Source organism: Telluria sp. RB2R28 (assembly GCF_059685835.1).
Map to the genome: position 1 here is coordinate 12,215 of NZ_JCASIK010000003.1, position 18,162 is coordinate 30,376.

General features: G+C 63.5%; 18 protein-coding genes. 7 read left to right on the forward strand and 11 right to left on the reverse strand.

Annotation, left to right across the window (positions count from 1 at the left end):
* Nucleotides 1-43 precede the first annotated feature (43 nt).
* Complete coding sequence (locus AC56LV_RS12320) at nt 44-547, reverse strand: YqaA family protein (protein ID WP_499558034.1); 504 nt, start codon at nt 545-547, stop codon at nt 44-46.
* Between the two features lie 183 nt (nt 548-730).
* Between AC56LV_RS12320 and ilvA the strand changes: the two genes are divergently transcribed.
* The 6 genes from ilvA to AC56LV_RS12350 all read left to right on the forward strand — a co-directional run bounded on the left by ilvA (nt 731) and on the right by AC56LV_RS12350 (nt 7,001).
* A complete protein-coding gene (gene ilvA / locus AC56LV_RS12325) occupies nt 731-2,269 on the forward strand; it encodes a threonine ammonia-lyase, biosynthetic (RefSeq protein ID WP_499456489.1) in 1,539 nt (512 codons plus the stop codon).
* Between the two features lie 154 nt (nt 2,270-2,423).
* Entirely contained in the window at nt 2,424-3,260 is an 837-nt protein-coding gene (gene queF, locus AC56LV_RS12330; RefSeq protein WP_499558036.1) for an NADPH-dependent 7-cyano-7-deazaguanine reductase QueF, read from the forward strand.
* 378 nt (nt 3,261-3,638) lie between these two features.
* Complete coding sequence (locus AC56LV_RS12335; protein ID WP_183554119.1) at nt 3,639-4,121, forward strand: PTS sugar transporter subunit IIA; 483 nt, start codon at nt 3,639-3,641, stop codon at nt 4,119-4,121.
* A 67-nt stretch (nt 4,122-4,188) separates the two neighbouring features.
* On the forward strand, nt 4,189-5,124 hold the full coding sequence (gene hprK, locus AC56LV_RS12340) for an HPr(Ser) kinase/phosphatase (protein WP_183554122.1): 936 nt from the start codon (nt 4,189-4,191) through the stop codon (nt 5,122-5,124).
* Between the two features lie 59 nt (nt 5,125-5,183).
* A complete protein-coding gene (gene rapZ / locus AC56LV_RS12345; protein WP_499558038.1) occupies nt 5,184-6,062 on the forward strand; it encodes an RNase adapter RapZ in 879 nt (292 codons plus the stop codon).
* Between the two features lie 174 nt (nt 6,063-6,236).
* The gene (locus tag AC56LV_RS12350; protein WP_499558040.1) at nt 6,237-7,001 is read left to right on the forward strand and encodes an SDR family oxidoreductase; all 765 of its coding nucleotides are present in this window, start codon (nt 6,237-6,239) and stop codon (nt 6,999-7,001) included.
* A 170-nt stretch (nt 7,002-7,171) separates the two neighbouring features.
* On the opposite strand, the gene AC56LV_RS12355 is transcribed toward AC56LV_RS12350, so the two are convergent.
* The 9 genes from AC56LV_RS12355 to AC56LV_RS12395 all read right to left on the reverse strand — a co-directional run bounded on the left by AC56LV_RS12355 (nt 7,172) and on the right by AC56LV_RS12395 (nt 14,948).
* Nucleotides 7,172-8,242 (reverse strand): DUF5694 domain-containing protein, encoded by a 1,071-nt coding sequence (locus tag AC56LV_RS12355; RefSeq protein ID WP_499558042.1) that lies wholly within the window; start codon nt 8,240-8,242, stop codon nt 7,172-7,174.
* A gap of 85 nt (nt 8,243-8,327) precedes the next feature.
* Nucleotides 8,328-9,404, reverse strand: a complete 1,077-nt coding sequence (locus AC56LV_RS12360; protein WP_499558044.1) for an enoyl-CoA hydratase/isomerase family protein — start codon at nt 9,402-9,404, stop codon at nt 8,328-8,330.
* A gap of 98 nt (nt 9,405-9,502) precedes the next feature.
* Nucleotides 9,503-9,859 (reverse strand): ribosome hibernation-promoting factor, HPF/YfiA family, encoded by a 357-nt coding sequence (hpf, locus tag AC56LV_RS12365; RefSeq protein ID WP_499558046.1) that lies wholly within the window; start codon nt 9,857-9,859, stop codon nt 9,503-9,505.
* Between the two features lie 74 nt (nt 9,860-9,933).
* Nucleotides 9,934-11,418 (reverse strand): RNA polymerase factor sigma-54, encoded by a 1,485-nt coding sequence (locus AC56LV_RS12370; RefSeq protein WP_499558048.1) that lies wholly within the window; start codon nt 11,416-11,418, stop codon nt 9,934-9,936.
* Nucleotides 11,419-11,432: 14 nt separating this feature from the next.
* The gene (gene lptB, locus AC56LV_RS12375) at nt 11,433-12,188 is read right to left on the reverse strand and encodes an LPS export ABC transporter ATP-binding protein (RefSeq protein WP_183554134.1); all 756 of its coding nucleotides are present in this window, start codon (nt 12,186-12,188) and stop codon (nt 11,433-11,435) included.
* Complete coding sequence (gene lptA, locus AC56LV_RS12380; protein WP_343026501.1) at nt 12,185-12,733, reverse strand: lipopolysaccharide transport periplasmic protein LptA; 549 nt, start codon at nt 12,731-12,733, stop codon at nt 12,185-12,187. Before lptA ends, lptB begins: the two co-directional genes overlap by 4 nt.
* 45 nt (nt 12,734-12,778) lie before the next feature.
* Complete coding sequence (gene lptC / locus AC56LV_RS12385) at nt 12,779-13,384, reverse strand: LPS export ABC transporter periplasmic protein LptC (RefSeq protein WP_499558050.1); 606 nt, start codon at nt 13,382-13,384, stop codon at nt 12,779-12,781.
* Between the two features lie 5 nt (nt 13,385-13,389).
* Nucleotides 13,390-13,926, reverse strand: coding sequence for a KdsC family phosphatase (locus AC56LV_RS12390; protein ID WP_499558052.1), 537 nt, complete (start codon nt 13,924-13,926; stop codon nt 13,390-13,392).
* Complete coding sequence (locus AC56LV_RS12395; protein ID WP_499558054.1) at nt 13,926-14,948, reverse strand: KpsF/GutQ family sugar-phosphate isomerase; 1,023 nt, start codon at nt 14,946-14,948, stop codon at nt 13,926-13,928. The genes AC56LV_RS12390 and AC56LV_RS12395 overlap by 1 nt, the downstream gene beginning before the upstream one ends.
* 109 nt (nt 14,949-15,057) lie before the next feature.
* On the opposite strand from AC56LV_RS12395, the gene AC56LV_RS12400 reads away from it, so the two are divergent.
* A complete protein-coding gene (locus AC56LV_RS12400) occupies nt 15,058-17,037 on the forward strand; it encodes a monovalent cation:proton antiporter family protein (RefSeq protein WP_183554143.1) in 1,980 nt (659 codons plus the stop codon).
* A gap of 3 nt (nt 17,038-17,040) precedes the next feature.
* Here AC56LV_RS12400 and AC56LV_RS12405 read toward each other — a convergent pair whose 3' ends face one another.
* On the reverse strand, nt 17,041-18,159 hold the full coding sequence (locus AC56LV_RS12405) for a DUF484 family protein (protein ID WP_499558056.1): 1,119 nt from the start codon (nt 18,157-18,159) through the stop codon (nt 17,041-17,043).
* Between the last annotated feature and the right edge of the window lie 3 nt (nt 18,160-18,162).

The following is an 18,162-nucleotide window of genomic DNA, read 5'->3' on the forward strand; positions in this document are numbered from 1 at the left end:
GGCAAAACTCCCTGGGTGGCACGACGGTGGACTTGCAGCGAGTCTAGCCCGTAATCCGCGTCAGCATGTCGCCGAGCGATTTCCAGAAACTGTCCGGCACGTACAGCAGCGCCAGCGTCATGGTGAGGTAGCGCGCAAACTTGCCGATCGCCATATACATCAGGCTCGGCCAGAACGGCAGGTGCAGCCAGCCGGCCAGCGTGCACAGCGGATCGCCCACGCCCGGCAGCCACGACAGCAGCATCGTCTTGGCGCCGTAGCGCTTGAGCCAGCCGAACCAGCGGCTCTGGCGCTCTTTGGCAAACGCCACCTTGGCGCGGTAGCCAAGGAAGTAATCGACCGCCCCGCCCAGCGTATTGCCGACGGTGGCCACGAGGATCGCGGGCCAGAACAGCGCCGGATTGGCCTTGATTACCGCAAACACGGCAGGCTCAGAACCGAGCGGCAGCAGCGTGGCGGAAATAAAACTGATGATGAAGACGGAGGTCAGCCCGACAGTCGGCGCCGCAACGAGGTCAAGCAGCCATTGGACAGCGGTTTCGATCATGCGAGCTTAGGCGAGGGAAATAGGCGTCCATTATAATGGTCCGGAACTTTCGTCACGACACGATACGATCGCCTGTCACCCAGCGCGCCGGATCGTACTGCGCGCCACGGTCACCCACCCTAGCGGAACAGTTTGCGTCGTCCGTCCCGCCAGCCGCATTGGCCTGACCCTTGTGTTTCGACCATGACTACCGACTATCTCAAAAAAATCCTGACCGCGCGCGTCTATGACGTTGCCGAACAAACGCCCCTCGATCTGGCCCCCACGCTGTCCGCGCGCATGGGCAACCGCATCTATTTCAAGCGCGAAGACATGCAGAGCGTGTTCAGCTTCAAGCTGCGCGGCGCCTACAACAAGATGGCCAACCTGACGCCCGAGCAGCGCGCCCGCGGCGTGATCTGCGCCTCGGCCGGCAACCATGCCCAGGGCGTGGCCCTGTCGGCCTGCCGCCTCGGCTGCCGCGCGCTGATCGTGATGCCCACGACCACGCCGGGCGTCAAGATCGACGCCGTCAAGGCGCGCGGCGGCGCCAGCGTCGAGATCGTGCTGCACGGCGACTCGTACACCGACGCCTACAACCACGCCCTGCTGCTGGAAAAAGAACAGCGCATGACCTTCGTGCACCCGTTCGACGATCCGGACGTGATCGCCGGCCAGGGCACGATCGGCATGGAAATCCTGCGCCAGCATTCCGGCCCGATACACGCGATCTTCGTCGCCATCGGCGGTGGCGGCCTGATCGCGGGCATCGGCGCCTACGTCAAGGAAATTCGTCCTGACATCAAGATCATCGGCGTGCAGACGCTCGATTCGGACGCGATGGCGCGCAGCCTGAAGGCCGGGCACCGCGTCACGCTGAACGATGTCGGCCTGTTTTCCGACGGCACCGCGGTGCGCCTGGTGGGCGAAGAAACCTTCCGCGTCGCCCAGATGGTGGTCGACGAGATCATTCTGGTCGACACCGACGCGATCTGCGCCGCGATCCAGGACGTGTTCCAGGACACGCGCAGCATTCTCGAGCCGGCCGGCGCACTGGCCATCGCCGGCGCCAAGGCGTATATCGAACGCTCGCAGATGGACCGCGAGCCGGTCAAGGGTGAAACGCTGGTGGCCGTGGCGTGCGGCGCCAACATGAACTTCGACCGCCTGCGCTTCGTTGCCGAGCGCGCCGAGCTGGGCGAGTCGCGCGAAGCCGTGTTCGCGGTCACCGTGCCCGAGCAGCGCGGTAGCTTCCGCAGTTTCTGCGGCCTGGTCGGGCCACGCAACGTGACTGAATTCAATTACCGCATCAGCGATGCCAGCGAAGCACATGTGTTCGTCGGCGTGCAGGTGGGCAGCCGCAGCGAGTCCGGACTGCTGGCGCGCACGTTTGAAGAGCATGGCTACAAGACGCTCGACCTGACCGGCGACGAGCTGGCCAAGCTGCATATCCGCCACTTGGTGGGCGGCAAAAGTTCGCTGGCCCACGATGAATTGCTGTATCGTTTCGAGTTCCCTGAACGGCCGGGCGCGCTGATGCGCTTCCTGGACAGCATGGCGCCGAACTGGAACATCTCACTGTTTCACTACCGCAACCAAGGCGGCGATGTGGGCCGCATTCTCGTGGGGCTGCAAGTGCCGCCGACTGAAATGGCCGAGTTCCGGCAATTCCTGGCGTCGCTCGGTTACCGTTACTGGGACGAAAGCAGCAATCCCGTCTATAAATTGTTTTTGGGCGCCTAGCTCCCTACCCGACTCAATGCCCGTAGGGTGGGCGGCTATGCCGCCCACGCGCTCATACGCACCACGCTCCGTGGTAAATGAAGGCGGGGTGAACGCGTGAACGGGAAACCCGTCCACCCTACGTGCCTGACATGACTACCTGGTTCCTACTTCTATGAATACACCTGACCAATCGCCCCTCGGCAAATCCTCCGCCTACCAGAGCCTGTACGCGCCCGAGCTGCTGTTCCCGATCGCGCGCCAGCAAAAGCGCGATGAGCTCGGCCTGTTTGCGGATGCCGGCACCATGCCGTTCTTCGGTGTCGATATCTGGAACGCCTACGAACTGTCGTGGCTGAACATGCGCGGCAAGCCACAGGTGGCGATTGCGACGATCACGGTACCTGCCGATTCGCCGAACATCGTCGAGTCGAAATCGTTCAAGCTCTACCTGAACTCGTTCAACCAGACCCGCCTGGCCGGTCCGGACGCCCTGCTGGCCCTGCTGCGCGACGATCTGTCGGACGGCTTCGGTGCGCCGGTCCACGTCACGCTGACCAGCCCGGAAGCATTCGGTGCGATCAAGATGGGCGAACTCGACGGCGTGCTGCTGGACCGCCTCGATGTCGAGATCGACGGCTACTCGCCGTCCCCGGAACTGCTCAGCGCAGACGATGAGAACGGACAAGTCGAAGAAACGCTGGTGTCGCACCTGCTCAAGTCGAACTGCCTGGTCACGGGCCAGCCGGACTGGGGCACGGTGCAGATCCGCTATGTCGGCCCGCAGATCGACCAGGAAGGCTTGCTGAAATACCTGATTGGCTTTCGCGAACACAACGAGTTTCATGAGCAGTGCGTCGAGCGCATCTTCATGGACGTGCTGCGCCAGTGCAAGCCGACCAAACTGGCCGTGTACGCCCGCTACACGCGGCGCGGCGGCCTGGATATCAACCCATGGCGCGCCAACTTCTCCACCGGCAAACCACCGAATCTGCGTGGCGCGCGCCAGTAAATATCGCGTTTCTGACAGGATGCGACTTGCACGCCTGTACGTTTTTGGCGACAGCCGTGCGCCGTGCCTGTCAGTAAGCACAGGCATGACGCGCTGCTGAAACTGCTTGTTTTTTGAGCAGATCGCGTGCAAAAATCGGCCAATCTCAACGCAAGCATGTATTTACTGGTCGCGTTCTGCGATTTGCTAAAAAAATTGCGTGGTGGCGTTAACATGAATCAACGCCGCCGCTGCCCTGTTTCGACGGGTACCGTGCGACCGTCCCGCCAACTGCCCTGATGCTCGCGATTTCGAGTGTCCCGGGCATAAAACAGGCCTATAATCCGTGCTCGCAAGCACGCCACTTGTGCCGCGCACTTGTGCCACGCACCCCATGTTATGACCAATTTAAGCAAAATCCTCTCGCTCGAAAACGTCCAGCTCGACATTGAAGTGTCGAGTAAAAAGCGCGCCTTCGAGCAAGCCGGCCTGATCTTCGAGAACAATTGCGGTATTGCCCGTTCGATTGTGTCCGACAACCTGTTCGCCCGCGAACGTCTCGGCTCCACCGGCCTCGGCCACGGCGTGGCCGTCCCGCATGGCCGCATCAAGGGCAGCAAGAGCCTGAAGGCGCCCCTGGCCGCGTTCGTGCGCCTGAAGGAACCGATTCCGTTCGAGTCGCCCGATGGCCAGCCGGTGAGCCTGCTGTTCTTCCTGCTGATTCCGGACCACGTCACGCAGCAGCACCTCGAGATCCTGTCGGAAATCGCCGAGCTGTTCTCGGACGAAGCCATCCGCACTGCGCTGGCAACCGATGCCGACCCGAAGGCCGTCCACGAGCGTATTATCAACTGGCAACCCAGCCTGCAAGCTCTGGGTTAAACTTCACGTCACTGCGAACGCGCGGCAATCATGTCGCGCGCCTTTTTTTGTGACGAAGACGATGCCCATGCTGCAGTCCCCGCTGACCATTCAACGGCTGTACGACGATAACCGCGACAGCCTGCAGCTCGGCTGGTTCGCGGGCTTTCCCGGCGGCGAACGCCAGATCGCCGGCGACGCCGCGTCGGCCGCCGACCAGGTTGGCCACCTGAACCTGATCCACCCAGGCCGCATCCAGGTCTTCGGGCACCAGGAACTCAATTATTACCACCGCCTGAAAGCCAATTCGCGTACCCACGTGATTGGCGAACTGATCGGCGGCGGCCCGCCTGCGCTGATCATCGCGCAGGGGCTCGAAACACCGCCCGACATCCTCGCGATCTGCGACGAGCAGAACATCCCGCTGTTTTCCACGCCGCTGCCGGCAGCGCAGGTGATCGACTTCCTGCGCGTGTACCTGTCCAAAAAGCTGGCGCAGCGCGTGATCATGCATGGCGTGTTCATGGACGTGCTGGGCGTGGGCGTGCTGATCACCGGCGAATCCGGCCTGGGCAAGAGCGAACTGGGCCTGGAACTGATTTCGCGTTCGCACGGCCTGGTGGCCGACGATGCGGTGGAATTCTCGCGCATCGCACCGAACATGATCGAGGGCCGCTGCCCGCCGCTGCTGCAAAACCTGCTCGAGGTGCGCGGCCTGGGCCTGCTGGACATCAAGGCGATCTTCGGCGAGACGGCGGTGCGCCGCAAGATGCGCCTGAAGCTGATCGTCCACCTGGTCAAGCGCGGCGCGCTGGACGAAGAAGTCGAGCGCCTGCCCTTCCATTTCCCGACCGAAGACGTGCTGGGCCTGCCGATCCGCAAGGTCGTCATCCCGGTGGCGGCCGGCCGCAACATCGCCGTGCTGCTCGAGGCAGCCGTGCGCAACACGATCCTGCAACTGCGCGGCATCGACACGCTGCAGGAATTCATGGAGCGCCAGCGTCAGGCCATGAGCGCCGATTGACCCGGTGCCCGCGGCCCGCGGGTGTACGGCTGACCGGCGCTTGCGGTATCATCGCGTCTATGCACATCGTCCTCATTACCGGAATTTCCGGCTCGGGTAAATCCGTGGCCCTGAATGTCCTGGAAGACGCCGGTTACTACTGCGTCGACAACCTGCCGCCGGCCCTGCTGACAGCCCTCGTCAATACCGTCAGCGAAAGCGGCGGCGGCAAGATCGCCGTCGCGGTCGACGCGCGCAGCGCCGAATCGCTGGCCGAACTGCCCGTCAGCGTGCGGCGCCTGCGCGAGGACGGCCACTCGGTCAAGGTCATGTTCCTGACCGCGAGCACCCATTCGCTCGTGGCGCGTTTCTCCGAAACCCGCCGCAGCCATCCGCTGTCGCACGAGCTGCGTCCGGGTGAAAACCCGGCCTCACGCCGTACCCTGATCGAGTGCATCGCTGAAGAACGCGAGCGCCTGTCATCGATCGAGAACCTGGGCCACGTGATCGACACGTCCGAGCTGTCGTCGAACAAGCTGCGCGGCTGGATCAAGGAACTCGCCGAGATCGACCACGCACCGCTGACGCTGTTCTTCGAATCGTTCGCCTTCAAGGTCGGCGTGCCGCTCGACGCCGACTTCGTGTTCGACGTGCGCGCGATCCCGAATCCGTACTACGACCTGGCGCTGCGTCCGCTCACCGGCAAGGATGCGCCCGTGATCGCCTTCCTCGACGCACAACCGAGCGCCGTCGAGATGCTGTCCGACATCCAGAACTTCGTCGCCAAGTGGCTGCCGTCATTCAAGACCGACAATCGCAGCTACCTGACGGTGGCGGTCGGCTGCACGGGTGGACAGCATCGTTCGGTGTACATGGCCGAACACCTGGGCGCGCACTTCGGCGCGACCGAGCGGGTGATTGTCAGGCATCGCGAGCAGCCGAAGCATCGGGCGGCCTAGCTCGACGTCAGAACCAGGCGTCGGTGAATCTGCGCTGCCTCGATGTGGTGCTTTCTCCCTTTGTGGCCGACTAGCGGCCGCATCATCAAATTATTTGAAAGCAATAAACGAATAGATCATTACCTGTTAGCTGACTAGGCTGTGAATCTCCTCCATACTTTCAAAGGATTTACGATGCTGCAGTTATCAGGGAAGGTAGCAATCGTCACTGGCGCAAGTTCAGGCATTGGCTACGAAACGGCCAAGCTATTCGCAAGCGAAGGTGCGAAGCTGGTCGTCACCGCTCGCCGCCAGGGTGAACTTGCCAAACTGGTCGCGGAAATCGAGCGCCATGGAGGTGAGGCAGTTGCCATTGCCGGGGACATCAGGGACGAGAGCCTTGCGCGCTCATTGGTTGAGATGGCAGAAAGCCGCTTTGGCGGACTCGACATCGCTTTCAACAACGCTGGTATGACAGGGGACACCGCCCCAGTGGCCGATATACCGACTGACGCCTGGCAAGCTACGCTCGATACAAATTTGACGGGCTCTTTTCTTGGTGCGAAGTACCAACTGCCCGCAATGATAAAACGAGGCGGCGGTTCGATCATTTTCACGTCGACATTCGTCGGAAGCACCGTGGGTTTTCCAGGAATGGGGGCATACGCTGCCAGTAAAGCTGGACTGATCGGCCTGATGCAGGTCATCGCCGTGGAATATGGCATGCACGGTATTCGCGCCAATGCTTTACTCCCAGGGGGAACCGATACACCGATGGGCCGAGCGACCGCCAATACGCCTGAGGCACTGGCTTTTGTAAAAGACTTGCACGCCCTCAAACGCATTGCACGGCCGGAGGAAATCGCCCGCTCGGCACTCTATCTCGCTTCTGATGCCTCCAGCTTCAGCACTGGCTCGACCCTTTTGGTGGATGGTGGCGTATCAATCAACCGCACATGACAGAAGAAATGCCGGTGACACCAGCATCCCTGATGCGAATGTCGCCGTCATGTCAGATTGGACCGATTACCTTACCACCAGTGTAGTACACGTAGGTCAGCGGCCCATCAGGAATAATCTGGCTAATTTCCATTGATTGGTTCTGCTTTTAAGGTACTGCGACCGTCACATTATTTCAGCACCGACGCCGCATTTACAATCCGCACATCATGCATCTGGTGCAGATACGACTCGAGATATCCCTTGTGCGACGCACCGACGATGACCAGCATGCGCTGACCGGGCCGCATGCCCAGCACGTCCCGGATATTGGCCGCCATGCGCAGGTTGCGCGTTTCCCAGTAACCCACGTACTGACGGCCGAAGCGCTGCACTGACGGCTCGTTGAGCGCCGCGCCGAAGTCGCTGTGGTAGACCAAAGCCCCCTGACCAGGCGCATTGTCGGCGCGGTACATCGCCAGCACGCCCTCGGCACTGGCCAGCAAGTCCTCCTGCGCCTTGTCCACCGCCGTGCGCTGCTTCGTGGCAGGGTTGTCCCACGCTTTCATCAGCGCATTGCCAAACGCCTTCTGGTCTTCAGACGCGCTGTCGGCGGTATGGTCGTCCATCGCATACAGGCGCTCGTGCCCGAGCCGGGCCGCCAGGCGCGCACCGATCAGCAGGCTTTCGTCGCGTCTGGTTTCCAGCTTCACGAGCACACCGACCAGTGCGGCGTCCAGGCCGTCGCCAGCGCGGCGCTCGGCCTCGGGCAGGCGCAGCCACTGCACCAGCGCCGATGCCTCCTCGCCGCCAGCCAGGAACAGCGCCGCAAGGCGCCGGCGCTGCGCGGGTGTGGGCGCATCTAGCCAGGTTGCCAGCAAGGCCTCGGCGGCCTCGGTCGCTGCCGGGACATCCAGCCCCGTGGCCAGACGGGCCGGCGCGGTATCCCGGCAGTAGGAATCGATCGAGTCCTTGTAGCGGGCAGGGTAGCGTCGCATGAAGTCGCACTGCGGCCCGGATACCGCCTCGATCGCAATCGCCTGCGGCTTCCATGCGGCCAGGCGCTCGTTCAGCAGCGTCAGGCTGGCGGCCTGGAAGGTTTTCGGCAATTGCGACAGATGGGGCGAACCCAGCACCAGCACCTCGTTGGCAGGACCGGAGGCCGGCCCCTTGAATGTGCTCGCATTGAAGTCAGGCTGCCAGGCCTGGGCGGCGACGCTGCCGCACAAGGTCATCGACAGCAGCAAGGCGGTCATGCGCATCGGGGGTCCTCATCGGTTCATGAAGCCACGATGTTTGCACCGCCTGCGCGAAAAGTCACGCGCAAACGGATATGCATGAAGAGGCTTACGCGAGATGGCGCAGCGGGTGCGCGTGCGCCGGCCACACCGGCGCGAAGAAGTGCGCGACCATCGCGTCGGTCACGAGGTCGAGCGAGGGCGGATTCCATTGCGGCGCATTGTCCTTGTCGATCACGAGCGCGCGCACGCCTTCGAGCACTTCGCCATGCTCGAAGTTGCGGCGCACCAGCGAGCGCTCCAGGCGCAGACAGTCGGCGACATCGAGCGACGCGCCGCGCAGCAGCAGCTCGCGCGTCACGCACATCATCAACGGTGAGCGCTGACGCATCGCGCGCAACGCCTTCTGCGCGAACGGCGTGTCGTCACCCTCGAGCGACGCCATGATCGCCGCCACCGAGTCCGCGCCAAAGTGCGCATCGATGCGCGCACGGTTGGCCTGCAATTCACTCTCGCCGGCATGCTGGATGGCGAACGCGCGGATCGCCGCCGGCAGATTCGCGCCCGGCGTCGCCTCGATCAGCGCGTGCAACGCCGCCAGGTCTGCGCCCGGCACGAACACGTCGGCCAGGCCCACGTACAGTGCGTCGGCCGCGCCGATCGTCAAACCGGTCAAGCCCAGAAACATCCCCAGTTGCCCCGGCGCGTGCGACAGGAAATGGCTGCCGCCGACATCGGGGAACAGGCCGATATTCACCTCTGGCATTGCCATCCTGGTGCGCTCGGTGACGATGCGCAGGCCGCAATCGGGCCCACCCTGCGCGATGCCCATGCCGCCGCCCATGACCACGCCGTCCATCAGCGCGATATACGGTTTCGGATAAAAATGGATCAGGTGGTTGAGCGCGTATTCTTCGGTGAAGAAATCTTCGAGCAGTGCGCTGCCGCCTTGCGGCGAGGCGTTGCCGACGTCGTGGAAGAAGCGGATATCGCCGCCGGCGCACAGCGCTTTTTCACTGCTGCTGGTGATCACGACGGCATCGACCGCGGCGTCGAGCTGCCAGTCGAGCAGGATCGTGGTCAGTGCGCGCACCATGTCCAGCGACAGCGAATTGAGCGCCTTGGGCCGGTCGAGGGTAATGATGCCGGTACGGTTGGCGATGCGGGTCAGGACGTGTTCGGGCATGGCGTGATCCATCGAAAGGAAACACGTATTTTACCGGCAGCGGGATGCAAAAAGGGCGTCCCGAAAAGACGCCCCTGGCGGTGGTGACCTGCGCTCGATCAGGCGGCAGCGACGTCTGCTTCGTTGACGTCCAGGCGTTTGATCGCTGTGCGGTTATGGTCTTTGAGCATCTGCTTGTGCTTCAGGATTTGTCGATCCAGTTTATCCATCAACATGTCGATCGCGGCGTACAGGTCTTGCGCGACGCTCGCCACGTGCAGGGTCTTGCCCGACACCTGGACATTGATTTCAGCTTTTTGCCTTTTTTCTTTTTCAGTGAGGTTATCGACGGCCAGGAAGACGTGGGTATCTATGACTTGATCGAAATGGCGAATAATGCGTTCCAGCTTATTCTGAACGTATTCACGGATGGCAGGGGTGACTTCGAGATGGTGACCACTGATGGTGAGGTTCATACACACTCCTTTGAAGATGTCACGTCGCTTGCACCACACAGGAGCTGAAGGCACAGACTGTATGAGCGGCGTTGTTACAAGGCTTTGCGGAGACTGACGGGGGGGATCTTGAGCGCTTCACGGTATTTTGCGACCGTCCTGCGCGCAATGACCATGCCTTGTTCCCCGAGCATTTCCGCGATCTTGCTGTCGGATAATGGATTCTTAGGGTCTTCTGCTCCTGTCAATTGTGCGATGAGCGCACGGATTGCCGTTGAGGATGCTTCGCCGCCCGCTTCAGTGGCAACGTGGCTACCGAAGAAATACTTCAACTCGAACATGCCGTGCGGGGTCAGCATGTATTTCTGGGTTGTGACACGAGAGATCGTGCTCTCGTGCAGACCTAGTGTATCAGCTATCTCGCGCAAAACAAGGGGCCGCATGGCAACCGCGCCATGGCTGAAAAAGTTGCGCTGGCGCTCGACAATCGCCTCGGCCACACGCAGGATCGTGTCGAAACGCTGGCGCATGTTCTTGATGAGCCACTTCGCCTCTTGCATCTGCGCGCCCATCTGGCTCTCGCTGCGGCCCTGCTTGAGCATCGTGGCGTACAGGCTGTTCACGCGCAGGCGCGGCATGACGTCCGGGTTCAGCGTGACCGCCCAGCCGTTCTTGGCGCGCCGCACGATCACGTCCGGCACCACGTAATCCGACACGTTCGACGCGAACGCGGCGCCCGGGTGCGGATTGCACTGGCGGACCACGGCCTGCACTTCGCGCAGGTCTTCGTCGTCGCAATCGAGCGCTTTTTTCAGTTTGCTGTATTCGCGCTGCGCGAACCACGTCAGGTAGCCTTCGACGATCTTCAGGGCCATGCGGCGCGTGACCATCGGCACGCCCGGCATGCGCCGGATCTGCAGCGCCAGGCATTCGGCCGCACTGCGCGCGCCCACGCCCACCGGGTCCATGCTCTGCACCATCGCCAGCGCGCAGCGCAGTTCGTCGAGGTCGACGTCGAGTTCTTCGGGCAGCCGCGCGTGGATGTCGTCGAGCGGTTCTTCCAGGTAGCCGTTGTCGTCGAGCGCGTCGATCACCAGTTCGGCCAGCGCGCGGTCGCGGGTCGACAGCAGCGTTTCGCGCACCTGTTCCATCAGGTGTTCGCGCAGCGTGATGGCGCACGCCTCCAGCTGCGGGCGGCCGTCTTCATCGTCGCTGCTGGCGCTGCCGGACGACGTTCCGCTGCCTTCGCTCCACTCGTTGTCGGGCCGGTCGCCATCGACCCCGCCACCTTCAGCGCCCTCGCCCTCGGCCGGCGCGCTGCCTTCGCCCTCGGCCTGCTGGCCCGGCGCCGGCGGCGCCTCGCCAGGTGCCGGCGCATTGTTGATGGCCCCATCGGCCAGCAAGCGCACCGAATGATCGAGCGGATCGTCGAGCCTTTCGAGCAGCGGGTTATCGCCCAATATCTGCTCGATCTCCTGATGCAGTTCGAGCGTGGACAGCTGCAGCAACCGGATCGATTGCTGCAGCTGTGGCGTGAGCGCCAGGTGCTGCGAAGTGCGGAGCTGAAGGGACTGTTTCATCAATTGAGTATGGCTTACATGCGGAAATGTTCACCGAGGTACACGCGCCGTACCGACTCGTCGGCGATGATATCGTCGGGGCGGCCGGATGCAAGCACCGCGCCCTGATTGATGATGTAGGCGCGGTCGCAGATGCCAAGCGTCTCGCGGACATTGTGGTCGGTGATCAGGACGCCGATCTTGCGCTCCTTGAGGAAGCGCACGATGCGCTGGATCTCGATCACGGCGATCGGATCGACGCCGGCAAACGGTTCATCGAGCAGCACGAAGCGCGGGTTGGTGGCCAGTGCGCGCGCGATCTCCACGCGGCGCCGCTCACCGCCCGACAGCGACAGCGCCGGGTTCTCGCGCAGCTTCTCGATCTGCAGGTCGGCCAGCAAGGTGTCGAGGCGGTCGCTGATCTCGGTTTTGGTGAGCGACTTGCCGTTGACCTTCTGCAGTTCGAGCACGGCGCGGATGTTTTCTTCCACCGTCAGCTTGCGAAACACCGACGCTTCCTGCGGCAGGTACGACAGGCCGAGCACCGCGCGGCGATGGATCGGCAGGCTGGTGATGTCGGTGCCGTTGATGCTGATCGAGCCGGCGTCCGACGGCACCAGGCCGACGATCATGTAGAACGAGGTGGTCTTGCCGGCGCCGTTCGGGCCCAGCAAACCCACCACTTCGCCGCATTCGACATCGAGCGACACGTCGCGCACGACCAGGCGCTTGCCATAGCTTTTCTGCAGGCCCTTGACGACCAGCGTGCTGCGATCGTTCAGTTCCGTCATTGCGTGCCTCCGGCCGGCGCACGCTTGGGCGCCAGGATCAGCGTGCCGCGCCCGCCGCCAACCTTGCTCTCGCCGCTGACATCATTGCGCACGGCGACGACTTCCTTGCGGTTGTCGTACGAGATGAACGGGCCGGTCATCTGGTTGGTCATCCGGTCGTTTTCGAGTTCCTTGACGACGGCGTTCGAGTACAGGCGCACCAGCTCCGAGCGTTCGTCGTATTCGATGCGTTCGGCCTGGCCTTCGACCCACAGGTTCGGGCCGCCGTCGCGCTTCTGACGGAACGTGGCGGGCTTGCCGTTGGCGGCGGTGAGCGTCACGCTCATATAGCCTTCGGGTGTCTCCCTGACGACGGCGCGTTCGGCCTTGACCAGCAGCGTGCCGCGGGTCAGGATCACGTTGCCGGTGAAGGTGCGTACGCCTGCGACGCCATCAAGGTCGCCGTTATCGTATTCGAGCGCCGCCTGCTTGAGCGAGTCGGCCTTTTCGGCCATGGCGGTCAAGGAAAGGAGTGAAAAGAAAGCGGCAGCAAAAAGTTTTTTCATTATGGTGCTGGTCCTGGGTTAGCACGCGCGCATGGCTGATGGCCTTCAGCGCTGGCGTGGCGGATAGACGATACGGCCGCGGCCGGACAATTGCATCTGCATGGTCGCGTTGTTGGCCATCATGCCGGTGGCCTTGAGGCTGGACGCGCCAAGCTCCATGTCGATCGGCTGGTCGGTCTTGACGATTTCTTCGTCGGGCAACACGGTCATGGCCTGCGTGCGCACGCGCAGCGCTTCGCTGGCGGGCGTCTTCGGGCGCTGCAGATCGACGTCGCCAAACAGTTCGACGCGGTGTTCTTCGTGGAAGATGCGCGCGTTCCTGGCCACCACCGTCATCGGCGGACGACCCGGTTCGATGCCGCGCATGAGCGGCTGGTCGACGTTCGACACGTCCCCTTGCGGGATGTGGGCCAGGCGCTTGCCCGACACCACGTAGCTCGGCTGGCCGTTGGGCGTCATCCGCACAAACGAAAAGTTCTCGACGATGTAATCCGGCTCGTCGGGCGGGCCGCCTAGCTGCGCATCGATCTCGGTCCCCTGCATCAACTGCAGCAGCCAGAAGCTGCCGAAGGCGAAGAACACGCCGATCACGATCATCGCCAGCAGATTCCAGCGATGCGCGGTGCGTTTGTTGGAGGCGATCGTGGCCATGGCGGTCAGGCGAAATACGGCGCGAGCGCCTGGTCATAGGTGCCCTGCGCGCGCATGACGAGGTCGCAGATCTCGCGCACCGCGCCACGTCCGCCACCATTCTTCGTCACGTAATGCGCGCGGTGCTGCACGTCCGGATGGCCGGACGGTACCGCGACGGCAAAGCCGACGCGCGCGAACAGCGGCAGGTCGATCACGTCGTCACCGATGTAGCCGCATTGGTCGGCAGTAAAGCCGGTGGCGTCGAGCAGATTGGCAAAGCCGATGCGCTTGTCGTGGTTGCCCTGGTAGACATGCGAGATGCCCAGGTCGGCGGCGCGCCGGACGACAATCGGCGACAGGCGCGCGCTGATGATCGCGGTCTGTACACCGGATTTACCCAGCATCTGGATGCCCAGGCCATCGAGCACATTGAAGGTCTTGGTGACTTCGCCATCGGGGCCGTAGGTCAGGCTGCCGTCGGTGAGCACACCGTCGACGTCGAAGATCATGACCTTGATGCGCGCAGCGCGCTCGATATGGGCCAATACAGGAGTGTTCATCAAATCACCTTTGCGCGGGTCAGGTCGTGGATGTGCAGCGCGCCGACCAGCTGACCCGCCTCATCGATCACGAGCATCTGGTTGATGCGGAATTCTTCCATCACGGCGACCGCGTCGACCGCCAGCTGCTCCGGGCGCACGCTGCGCGGATTGGCGTGCATGACATCGCGAATCAGGACGTTCGAAAAATCGTGCATGCGCTCGATCACGCGGCGCAAATCGCCGTCGGTGAACACGCCCAGCGGACGGCCATCGGCATCGACCACGGCGGTCATGCCCATGCCCTTCTGGCTGATCTCGAGCAGCGCCTTGACCAGCGGGACATCCAGGCCCACCGACGGGATGGCGTCGCCGGTGCGCATCACGTCGCGCACATGCGTGAGCAGGCGCCGGCCCAGCGCGCCGCCCGGATGTGACAGCGCGAAATCCTGCTCGCGAAAACCGCGCACGTCGAGCAGCGCCACGGCCAGCGCGTCGCCCATGGCCAGCGTGACGGTGGTGCTGGTGGTTGGCGCCAGGTTGAGCGTGCAGGCTTCTTTGGCCACCGCGATATTCAGGTGAACGTCGGCCAGCCTGGCCAGGCGCGAAGCCGGCTTGCCGGTCATGGCGATAACGCGCGCGCCCAGGCGCTTCACGGCTGGCAGGATGTCGAGCAGTTCGGACGATTCGCCCGAATTGGAAATGGCGATCAAGATGTCATTCGCCGTGACCATGCCCAGGTCGCCGTGCGCTGCTTCGCCCGGGTGCATGAAGAACGCCGGCGTACCGGTGGACGACAGCGTGGCGGCGATCTTGCGGCCAATGTGGCCCGACTTGCCCATGCCCGAAACGACCACGCGGCCCGTGCCGGCGTAGATCAGCTGCGCGGCATCGACGAAGCTGCTGTCGTCGCCCAGGCGCGCGTGCAATGCAACGATGGCATCGGCCTCGATCGCCAGGGTCTGGCGACCCAGCGCCAGCACGCGCTGCGCCAGGGTTTCGTCAAAACTTTTCAGCATTATTTGGTCATCAGTTACACTCATTCCAGAAGTATAAACGAATTGCGAAAGCAAAAAACTTGCCAGTCGTAACATTCGATGACAAGCACGCCACACGGCGTATCGCCACCACAACCATCGCCCGCTTCACCCCATGCATTCTGGTCTTGAACTTACCCTGTTGCTGCTTGGCTGCGCCGTCCTCGGCGTGGTGGCCTTTCGCACCCTGCAGCTGCCGCCGATGCTCGGCTACCTGGCCGTCGGTGTCCTGATCGGCCCCCACGCCCTGGCCCTGGCCGAAGACAGCCCCACCACCCATGCGCTGGGCGAATTCGGCATCGTCTTTTTGATGTTCTCGATCGGGCTCGAATTCTCGCTTGGGCAGCTGCGCTCGATGCGCCGCATCGTGTTCGGACTGGGGCTCGGCCAGGTGGTGTCGACTGTCGCCGCGGCAATGGGCATCGGCCTGCTGGCGGCCTACCTGATGCCCCACCTGACGCTGGCCTGGCAGGCCGCGTTCGCGCTGGGCGGCGCGCTGGCCATGTCGTCCACGGCGATCGTCGTCAAGCTGCTCACCGAGCGCCTCGAGCTCGAGAGCGAACACGGGCGGCGCATCATCGGCATCCTGCTGTTCCAGGACCTGGCGGTGGTGCCGCTGTTGATCATGATCCCGGCGCTCGCGCGCGACCCGGAGGACATGGCCATCACGCTGGGCCTGGCCGCGCTCAAGGCAGGCCTGGTGCTGGCGCTGCTGCTGTTCTTTGGCCAGAAGCTGATGGGGCGGTGGTTCACGATCGTGGCCAAGCGCCGCTCGCAAGAGCTGTTCATGCTCAACCTGCTGCTCGTGACACTGGGGTCGGCCTGGATCACCGAGCAGGCCGGCCTGTCGCTGGCCCTGGGTGCCTTTGTCGCCGGCATGCTCATTTCCGAAACGCCCTACAAGCACCAGGTGGAAGAAGACATCAAGCCGTTTCGCGACGTGCTGCTTGGCCTGTTCTTCATCACGATCGGCATGCTGCTCGACCTGCGCCTGGTGAGCCAGTACTGGTGGCAGGTCACGCTGCTGCTGGCGCTCGTGGTGCTGCTCAAGGCCGGCCTGATCGTGCTGATGGCGCGCGCATTCGGCGCGCCGCTCGGCACCGCGCTGCGCACGGGTCTCGCGCTGGCGCAGGCCGGTGAGTTCAGTTTCGTGCTGCTCAGCCATGCATCCGGCTCGAAGCTGATCGATCCGTTCGTGATGCAGCTGGTGCTGGCGTCGATGGTGCTGTCGATGCTGCTCGCGCCCTTCATCATCGGCTACATGGACCGGATCGTGATGAAGGTCGCCGCCAACGAGTGGATGATGCAGTCGCTGCAGCTGACGCAACTGGCCACGCGCACCATGACTACCCAGAAGCACGTGATCATCGCCGGCTTCGGGCGCAGTGGCCAGAGCCTGGCCACGCTGCTCAAAGAAGAAGCCTTGCCGTGGTACGCGCTCGATCTGGATCCGGAGCGGGTGCAGAAGGCGCAGGCGGCCGGCGCGTCGGTGTCGTACGGCGACGCAGCGCGCCGCGAAAGCCTGATCGCGGCCGGCGTACACCGCGCCAGCGCGCTGGTGATCACGTTCGCCGACACGCGCCAGGCGCTCAAGGTGCTGCACCTGGTGCACGAGCTGGCGCCCGCCCTGCCCGTGATCGTGCGCAGTCACGACGATGGCGACATGGACGTGCTCAAGGCAGCCGGTGCGACCGAGGTGGTGCCGGAAGCCCTCGAGAGCAGCCTGATGCTCGCCTCGCACGCGCTGGTCACGCTGGGCGTGCCGCTGCGCCGCGTGGTGCACCGCGTGCAGGCCGCGCGCAAGGGCCGTTACGCCACGCTGCGCGGCTACTTCCACGGTGCGGACGATAGCGGTGCGGATCTCGAACATGGCCAGGTGAAGCTGCATTCGGTGCGCTTGCACGCGCAGGCCGGCGCGATCGGCCTGTCGCTGGGCGCGTTGCAGTTGCAGGACGTGGCGGTGGAAGTAACGGCCTTGCGGCGCGGTGGCCAGAACATCGCGCCCGGCCCGGCCGTGCTGCTGGCGGCGGGCGACGTCGTGGTGCTGCGCGGGGACAGCGAAGCAGTCAGCCGCGCAGAGGAGCGGCTGCTGTAGGCGTTACGTGAACGTGACGACCTGGTTGCGGCCCGCGGCCTTGGCCTGGTACAGCGCCGCGTCGGCCGATGCGATCAGTTCCTGCGCGACGCCTTCGATAGCGTGATCGCGCTCGAAGTCGGTCAGCGCCGCCACGCCGATCGACACCGTCACGCTCACTTGCTCACCCGTGGTCAGGTCCACCGGCAAGCCGGCCACGCTCGTGCGGATGCGGTTGGCGACGATGCTCGCGTTTTCCAGGTCGGCGTCGATCAGCACGACGACAAATTCCTCGCCGCCGAAGCGGCACAGCGTATCGGACATCCGCAGTTCGGCCTTGATGCGGGTGCACACCTCGCGCAGCACATCGTCCCCGCCCTGGTGGCCGACCGTATCGTTGACGCGCTTGAAGTGGTCGATGTCGATGTACATGCAGGACAGGCGGTAGCCCTGACGCCGCGCGCGCGCGATTTCTTCAGCCAGGCGCCGGTCCATGTAGCGCCGGTTGTAGGCGCCGGTGAGCGAATCGGTCAGGCCGATGTACTTGAGCATCTCGTTGCTGATCACGTTCTCGAGGCAGATCGCAATGATCGAGCCCATGTGCTCGACGAAATCGGTACCCAGCGCCGGCGTGAACCGGCTTGCGTCCGTGCTGCCCAGGTTCAGGCTGCCGATCAGGCGCTTGTTGCGCATCAACGGCACCAGCGCCACGCTGCGCAGATCGGCCGGCGGCTGTGGGAACATCGCGCGATGCCGGCCCGGCGCATAGGGGCCCAGGATGGGCCGCGGCTGATGCTCCGGCGCCATGTCAAAGCCAAGCTCGACCGCGTGCTCGCAGAACATCAGGTTGGGCAGCGTTTCAAAATCGACGCCGAGGCGGTGCATGACCGTGTAGATATCGGCGTTCTGGTCGATCAGCGAGAGCGTGACGATATCGAGGTCCGAGATCACCGGCAGCGTGCTGAAGATCGTGCCGACCAGGTCAGGAAAACTGCTGGCGCCAACGATCTGCAAGTCGAACGCCTGATGGCGGCACATGATTTCGTGATTGCGCTCGGCCTGTTCGAGCAGATACGCCATGCGTGCGCGCAAGGTCTCGTTTTCCGCCATCAGTTCCCGCGACGAAATGCCCGGCTCGTGCATGAA